The 6,817-nt window shown below is 43.5% G+C and carries 11 protein-coding genes and 1 pseudogene; all 12 read right to left on the bottom strand.

What is annotated here, in order from left to right; all coding sequences use genetic code 11:
* Positions 1–628: pseudogene (locus WMO25_RS12760) on the bottom strand (phospholipase D-like domain-containing protein); the annotation flags it as partial.
* The gene (locus WMO25_RS12765) at positions 616–723 is read right to left on the bottom strand and encodes a hypothetical protein (protein WP_349085604.1); all 108 of its coding nucleotides are present in this window, start codon (positions 721–723) and stop codon (positions 616–618) included. The pseudogene WMO25_RS12760 and the gene WMO25_RS12765, both read right to left, overlap by 13 nt.
* 172 nt (positions 724–895) lie before the next feature.
* On the bottom strand, positions 896–1,828 hold the full coding sequence (locus WMO25_RS12770) for a hypothetical protein (RefSeq protein ID WP_349085605.1): 933 nt from the start codon (positions 1,826–1,828) through the stop codon (positions 896–898).
* Positions 1,829–2,089: 261 nt separating this feature from the next.
* Positions 2,090–2,656, bottom strand: coding sequence for a hypothetical protein (locus tag WMO25_RS12775; protein WP_270222893.1), 567 nt, complete (start codon positions 2,654–2,656; stop codon positions 2,090–2,092).
* 32 nt (positions 2,657–2,688) lie between these two features.
* Positions 2,689–3,369, bottom strand: coding sequence for a hypothetical protein (locus WMO25_RS12780; RefSeq protein ID WP_270222894.1), 681 nt, complete (start codon positions 3,367–3,369; stop codon positions 2,689–2,691).
* The gene (locus WMO25_RS12785; protein ID WP_270222895.1) at positions 3,353–3,823 is read right to left on the bottom strand and encodes a DUF1653 domain-containing protein; all 471 of its coding nucleotides are present in this window, start codon (positions 3,821–3,823) and stop codon (positions 3,353–3,355) included. The genes WMO25_RS12780 and WMO25_RS12785 overlap by 17 nt, the downstream gene beginning before the upstream one ends.
* Positions 3,799–3,948, bottom strand: a complete 150-nt coding sequence (locus WMO25_RS12790; protein ID WP_270222896.1) for a hypothetical protein — start codon at positions 3,946–3,948, stop codon at positions 3,799–3,801. Before WMO25_RS12790 ends, WMO25_RS12785 begins: the two co-directional genes overlap by 25 nt.
* Entirely contained in the window at positions 3,941–4,363 is a 423-nt protein-coding gene (locus tag WMO25_RS12795; protein ID WP_270222897.1) for a YopX family protein, read from the bottom strand. Before WMO25_RS12795 ends, WMO25_RS12790 begins: the two co-directional genes overlap by 8 nt.
* Positions 4,363–5,130, bottom strand: a complete 768-nt coding sequence (locus WMO25_RS12800) for a hypothetical protein (RefSeq protein WP_349085607.1) — start codon at positions 5,128–5,130, stop codon at positions 4,363–4,365. Before WMO25_RS12800 ends, WMO25_RS12795 begins: the two co-directional genes overlap by 1 nt.
* A 1-nt stretch (position 5,131) precedes the next feature.
* Positions 5,132–5,473: an ASCH domain-containing protein gene (locus tag WMO25_RS12805; protein ID WP_270222899.1), complete on the bottom strand. Its 342-nt coding sequence runs from the start codon at positions 5,471–5,473 to the stop codon at positions 5,132–5,134.
* 200 nt (positions 5,474–5,673) lie between these two features.
* A complete protein-coding gene (locus WMO25_RS12810; protein WP_349085608.1) occupies positions 5,674–6,255 on the bottom strand; it encodes a type II toxin-antitoxin system PemK/MazF family toxin in 582 nt (193 codons plus the stop codon).
* 1 nt (position 6,256) lies between these two features.
* The coding region (locus WMO25_RS12815) for a hypothetical protein (RefSeq protein ID WP_349085609.1) at positions 6,257–6,817 on the bottom strand (561 nt) is incomplete at its 5' end.

Raw genomic sequence — 6,817 nt, forward strand, 5'->3', positions numbered from 1 at the left:
TAAGATCTTCAATGCCGGACCGCAGACAGCAGATGCCGCGGATCACCATGTCAATTTTTACACCAGCTTCAGATGCTTCTATCAGTTTCGCAATGATTTTTTTATCTGTCAGGGAATTAATCTTGATGCCGATATAACCTTCCTGACCGGATTTTACCATGGCAATTTCATTGTCGATCATTTCCAGTACGGGTTTCTGGAGACATTTAGGAGCCACAAGGAGATGCTTAGTCTTGTCAACAACCGTGCCCAGGGATAAAGCCTGAAAGATTCGTGAGGCCTCCATACCGATTTCAGGTCTGGCTGTGATCAGAGAGAGATCCGTATAGAGACGGGCTGTTTTTTCATTATAATTACCTGTTCCAATCTGGGTGATATAATCAATGCCTTTTTCTGTCTTTCGTGTGATCAGACAGAGTTTTGAGTGTACCTTGAGTCCGTCAAGACCATAGATGACATGGCAGCCGGCGTCTTCTAACTGTCTGGACCATTCAATATTATTTTCTTCATCAAAACGAGCCTTCAATTCAACAAGAACATCCACCTGTTTGCCGTTTTCAGCTGCTTCGATCAGCGCTTCCACGACCTTGCTGTGACGGGCCAGCCGATAAAGGGTCATTTTAAAGGATTGTTTTTGTCAGCGGCTTCTTCCAGAACGCGTTCATTGAACTTCAGCCAGGATAATTCTCTGTTCTCATAGCATTCTTTTGTATTTTTGCTCATTTTGTGATAGCTCCTGTATGTATGATAGATTGAATTTTATTTCTTATCCATCATAATGGAAAATACATGCGGGAACTATCTTTTTTGGATGTAATTGATGTAAAATTTATGTAATCTTGGCAAAAAAATGCCGATGACAGTCAAATCCCGTCATCGGCATGGTGTATGTTGATTATTCTACAAGGACGTCTTCAATCTCTGATTGAAGTGTCTCTTTCAGGTGCTGTTCCTCATCCAGCATGCGTTCCAGTTCTTCGAGAACGGACTCAATCTCGGTTTTAATCCCTTGAACCTGTTCTTTGGATTGCTTGATACGCTTTTGAACAGCCAGATCTGCAAAGATGCCATCAAAAAAGTAATCTGCAAAACGCAGGAAATCATCTGTGTTGACATGAACATCTGTCTGAACGGAGATATCAGTCAATTCTGTGTTGAAGTGTCTGAGATCCATCTGGAGTTCGGTAATATAGCTCTGGGCATCGTCCAGGTTGCTGTGTTTGGCTGCTGTGCTGAGTAAACCGCCGCCGAGGATATCCCATGTGCCCCATGCTTCTGCATTATCAAGCTTGCTAAGTACACAATCTGCTGTAAAAGCGGCTTTCTGTCCTGCTGAAATAGCTTCCTGAAGTTCTTTGATACGGCTGCTGCAGGCAGATATCTGTTCATCGAGATGGAGCAATCTGTCCGCTTTGTCTGAATTCCTGAGACGAATCTCGTCCTCTCTTGCCTTCAACAATTTATTGTAGGTTGCTTCGCATCCCTTCAGATAATCCAGTTCCTTGACATATGTATGGATATGATACTGAATGGCCTTTAATTCCTGATTCGCGGCGTCGTACTTCACGGAGGCTGCATAAGCTTCCTTCTGTTCCTTTGTCATCTTCTCGTCGATTTTTCCGATGAGACTGTAAAAAAGAGCTGTCAGACCTCTGTCTTCCAGCCGGTCCACATCCTTCTGCTCATCTTCCTTCTCCTGTCGCAGTTCTTCAACCTTTTCCTTCTGCTCTTTTTCCTGAACATACAGATTGTCAAGCATGGATGTCAGATGTGCCTTTCTGCCAATCTGTTCTCTGAGTTTCTGAAACTGTTCCCTGTCTACGTCCATATATAATCCTTTCCTTTTTGTAGTATATGAAATAATATCCTGATACCATGTTATCTCTATGGCATCATACCGCTCCATTATAACACTTTATGATACGGGTTGTCTATGAATTTTCGGTTTTATCCGGGAATCGGAAATAAAAAGTACATTACCTGCATAGGACATGCAGTGTAATGCACTTGAACAGTTACAGATTATTTTATAAACATCGCATCCCGTATGATTACGGGTGTACTACCATTTCTAACATTTGTTAGATTTTTACTGGTTCTCGGAATGCTCATATGTATTCTCTCCAGTCATCATTACGGTTCCTTTTGATTCTTCGATGCACTCCTCATTATCAAGTGTACCGTAGGTTGCTACTGCTGGTGTACTTCCCTGGAACTGCAATCCGGATCCGTTACCGAAGTCGATCGTTACCCAGTTGTAACCGCTATCCTGGACTTTCTGATCGCAAAATTCATCGTACTGTTCCATCGTAACTTTTTTCATTGTCTCCAATGGAACTATGATATAGGCGTATTCGCCCAACTTCTCTGTCTTAGTTCCGTTCATTACATCGCCTACGATTACCTCTGCATCCAGAAGTGGGTTTCCGGTCTTGCTTTCTTCTAATTCTAAAACGTTTTCCCGGCTTTCGGTATCATTTTTATCCGTTTCGGTCACGTTTTTATCCTTTTTGCTATCATTTTTATCAGAATCGTTTATGCTTTCCTGCTTCTGAGCATCTTTCATACCGTCTTTCACTCCATCTGAAAAACCGCATCCGGTCATTCCTACAACCAGCATACATGATAACATTGCTGCTAAGATTCTTTTACTCATTTTCTTTCCTTTCCGGTGCATCCTGACTGAAATTATACCACCTTGATCTCTGGGTTGTCTACCACATTTCCCAACAAAAGTGCGTATTCCTTTGTCGGACCGAGTGGCATTGCATCGTCTGTGGTGTTCGACACCATATAAAAACCGACAGTTTCCATGTATTCCTGATCGTTCGGGCAATATGCGGCGTATTTGCCGTAGCAGATCTCCATTCGGACTGTTCTATGCTCCGGATTGTAGATCACATCACCCTCAAACAGCTTTTCCCCGGTCATATCTTCCACACAAGCGAATCTCTGGATCGTTTCTGGAATCACTTCCATCGCCCTGAGAATCAGATACCCGTTTTCCTCCGAATAGCCATCCTGCATCAGCATGAATGATTTGCCATTTTCCACGCACACTACATCTCCAATGTGCCACGTTCCAGACATATCTCCCATAAGTTTTGCCCGGCAGATTCCGGAAGATCCATTGTAATTGTATTCATGCAGAACTTTATTCTCCCATAATGCCTCTTTGAGCTTCCTTCTTGCCTCTGTGAGCCTTTTTCGCTCACTGTCCATTCTTCCGTTCACATGTCCGATGAAATCTGCCATCATCCGCATTGTGTCCTTGCAGAACTCCTCATTGATGATATATTCTTCATGCGTATACTCATGGAGGAAGGCGTCGATACGCCTCCTCAGCTCATTTTTATTCCTGATGTCCATTCTGCACCTCCTCGAATCTGTACTCCTGGTCTGCATCCGGGTATTTCTTCCGGTCTACCTTACCGACAAACATTCCATAAGGTCTGCTCCAGATAGCTCCGTCCTCGCATTTATAGACCACGTAGTATTGTCCTGGAGATTCCGTGTCCTGGCTGATCGCTATCACTTCAACGATTTTTCCTTTGAAATGTCTGTAGGTCTTTCCAACCTCCACACTTCGATTTTCTCTTACTGGGTAGTTGTCGTGGAAATACTTCTCGCACTCCGCCAGATCACAATTTTCATAGTTCAACGGATTTTCATCTGTCCAGTCCAGTATATCAGCCTCTTTGACGTGTACATGCTGTCCGAACGTGTCATTCAAATGCCTCAATTCCTCCCATATCCAGGCTGCTTCATTTTCTCCATTCGGATCCACCAGGTAACCACTTATCTTAAAAATTTTTCCGTCCATAATTTTCTACCTTTCTTGTAAATTCTCTTGATTGCACTTTCTTCTTTTGCTCTTCCTGAGCGTTTTGCCTTCCATTCCCTCAGGTATTCCAACTGTTCCTGATCCTCTTTTTCTCTTTCATTCATCACTTATGTTCCCTATAACCTTCATTTCCAAGTTTTCTATATCATGTGCTGTAAGTGGCACGGCTCCGGTTGCATTGTCCGGATATCTTTCGTAGAACCATCCAGATACCTTGTCAACTTCTTCCTCACAAATATTGTCGTATATTGGCCTCTCTGCGAAAATTATCCTATTGAGCATGTTATCTTTTCCAAGGATCCGCACAACGTCATTTTCAAAGATCTTCTTTCCGGTTGCGTCCGTGAATCCCGTATACTGGCATAAAGTTTTCGGTTCAATCGAAAACACCTTAAATGATCCAGGAGAGTAGCTTACCATCTTTGTAACGGATCCGTCCGTACTGCAATAGTTCGGCAGCCCCTCCTCCCACTTTCCGGCGTCTGTCGATTTGGCTTTAAACAGAATTTTTCTCTGCATTATCGTACCTTCTTCCTTCTCTTTTTTCTTTCTTTGATATATTCTTTTATGTTTTCACCTCCAAATGTATACAAATAATTCCCAAGCCCATCGTTAAGCCTGTCGCATACCTCCTGGCACTTTTCTTCCTGGTCAAACAGTATCTCTCTCACCTTGTCACTAAGTGTTCTTATTGCTTCTTTCTTCTCCTCTTCTGTGGAGCTATCGCAAATTGTGCATGTATATCTTTCGTAATATACATCATCCCCATGTGAGCTTCTTTCTTCTGTGTAGTGGGCTATTATCTCTCCGCATCTGTATCTGTCGGTAAACTCGCTTAGAACATACATCTTTGGGTAATAATAATACTTGCTCTTTGTTTTACACTCGCACTCGTCCTCTGCAATTCTTCCAGATGGCAGTCTCACTTCTATTGATCTGTTTGAATTACACTTGCAGCATTTCGGACCGTATACGAGTTCTCTATCAACTTTCCACTTTACAACCTTGTGGTCTTTCATCAATTCGGAAAGTCTCATTTTTTTGGCGTTGTACTCGGCATTACGAATAATCCGGTCGCACTTGTCTTTCTTTTTCTCGTAATCCCTTTTTACTTCCTCAAAATGTTCCTTGATGCCCTGGAGCTTTTCGTTTTCTGCTCTTAATCTGTTCATTTCTTCCAGAATCTCTGATTTTACTGAACTTTTGATGGCTTCTTTCAGAGCGTCTATCTGCTCCTGATACTCACTTTCTGGGTAAAACTCCTCTTCCGGGTAATCGTAATACATGCTATTTCCTCCTCACGTTTTTCATTTTCAGAATATAATACTCTGTCTCAGGAAGAGCTCCCCACTCCGGTTTTCCTTCCCCGACTGTCAGTTTGCAGTCTGCTAGGAAGTACGGAGCATCCGTGGTATAGCCGTTCCGAAACTTCACAGTTCCGATATCCTGATCCACTGTTGCAGCCAAGTTCCGGAACTCGGAAACGCTTGCTTGATATTCCTGATTCTTTAGCATAGCGGCATTTCTAAATCTGGAATCATAGTACCGTTTCAATTCCCGGTACTCCTCTGTCTTTTCTCCGCTCAGGATCATATCAAACCACTTTTTTTCGATCGTCAATGTCAGCAACTTTCCCACCTCCCTTCGTTTGTGCTCTATTTGGTGCGTACATCCAGATCATTACCAGGGTGCAGATCCAGCACATCGCATACTGCCAGCGGCTGATTTCCCCGTCTACCAGGATCTGTATTCCCACAATGAACCAGGGAATACAGTTAAAATGCTTAAATATCATGCGCTTGATTCTTCTCATATCCTTTACCTCACATTTAACTGATTGCTAACTGCTCTTTATACAGTTTCTGGAATACATCACGTTCCGCTTCCGCTCGGATCAAATCTTTTTCCAGCTCTTTGATCCTCTCTTTGTCAAAAAGGCGTTCCGGTATCTGGATCGGAACTGGTTTCGCTGTTTCCAGGATCTGCATCGCTTTTTCTTCGATCGGATCTGGATCCGGCTCTTTGAACGCCTCCGCCCACTCTCTCACGTAGTCGGACATCTTCATATTTCCACCAAGTCCGATACTGACAGCAAGTGCCTTGTCAATCTGTTTCATTTCATCCATCGTGGCTTTTGCAAGATATTTTCCGATCCGCTTTTTATATACCGTCTCGATCTGCTCACATAACGCTATGGAAGGGATCGGACTGCTCTTGATCCTAACGTGTGTCGGCATCAGTTTTTTCTCCCTGGATGTCAGGTACACTACTTCCACGATCGGAGCGTGTTTGTTTCCAACGTCATTACTTACTATGATTCCAGGTCTCGCCCCCCCCTGTTCGCTTCCGGAGCTTTCGCCCTCATTGATAAAAAAGATCTCTCCTCTGTGATACTCATTTTCTGTGTGCATACTATTGTCCTCCTATAAAATCCCATATTGTCAGCTGTCCCTCACGGATCTTCGGCTCCAAATATTCAGATCCAAGAATTACTTCCAGCTTTTTGCGACTATTTCTCAAATAATTGACGTAAAATTCCGGATCTTGGCATCTCCGCATTACTACCAGGTCATCCCTCCGGATCGCATCTTCCAATCCCAACACATACCTGACTGAGTTCATGCACTGATCTGATTCTTTGTCAAGATCTCCGCTGAGCTTATTCCGCAGATACTGGAAGTCCTGATTCTCTTTCAGAACCTCCAGCGCAGCTTTTGTTCTGCTCCGGATCCCGTCCGGATCTGCCATGTAATTATTGTCTACCTCTTCCGGAATCTCCAGGCCGTACTCATCCGGGTAATATTCCGGATCCAGATCCGTTTCCACTCTGCTCCGGAGGTAGATAACGTGCTTCCTGCATAAATTCATGTTTACTCCATCACTCCAGAATGGATCTGATCCGCCGTGTGCCCTCAAATACTCGTATCTTTCTAGGTTGTCCCGGATCTCTTTTCCTAACTGTTTACTCCGTTT

The organism is Coprococcus intestinihominis (genome assembly GCF_040096555.1).
GTDB classification, from domain to species: domain Bacteria; phylum Bacillota; class Clostridia; order Lachnospirales; family Lachnospiraceae; genus Coprococcus_A; species Coprococcus_A intestinihominis.

Bases quoted from the DNA above. Each gene is read 5' to 3' on its own strand.
- WMO25_RS12785 (WP_270222895.1), bottom strand. From the start codon at position 3,823: ATGGACGGAAAAATTTTTAAGATAAGTGGTTACCTGGTGGATCCGAAT.
- WMO25_RS12795 (WP_270222897.1), bottom strand. From the start codon at position 4,363: ATGCAGAGAAAAATTCTGTTTAAAGCCAAATCGACAGACGCCGGAAAG.
- WMO25_RS12790 (WP_270222896.1), bottom strand. From the start codon at position 3,948: ATGAATGAAAGAGAAAAAGAGGATCAGGAACAGTTGGAATACCTGAGG.
- WMO25_RS12770 (WP_349085605.1), bottom strand. From the start codon at position 1,828: ATGGACGTAGACAGGGAACAGTTTCAGAAACTCAGAGAACAGATTGGC.
- WMO25_RS12800 (WP_349085607.1), bottom strand. From the start codon at position 5,130: ATGTATTACGATTACCCGGAAGAGGAGTTTTACCCAGAAAGTGAGTAT.
- WMO25_RS12810 (WP_349085608.1), bottom strand. From the start codon at position 6,255: ATGCACACAGAAAATGAGTATCACAGAGGAGAGATCTTTTTTATCAAT.
- WMO25_RS12780 (WP_270222894.1), bottom strand. From the start codon at position 3,369: ATGGACATCAGGAATAAAAATGAGCTGAGGAGGCGTATCGACGCCTTC.
- WMO25_RS12775 (WP_270222893.1), bottom strand. From the start codon at position 2,656: ATGAGTAAAAGAATCTTAGCAGCAATGTTATCATGTATGCTGGTTGTA.
- WMO25_RS12765 (WP_349085604.1), bottom strand. From the start codon at position 723: ATGAGCAAAAATACAAAAGAATGCTATGAGAACAGAGAATTATCCTGG.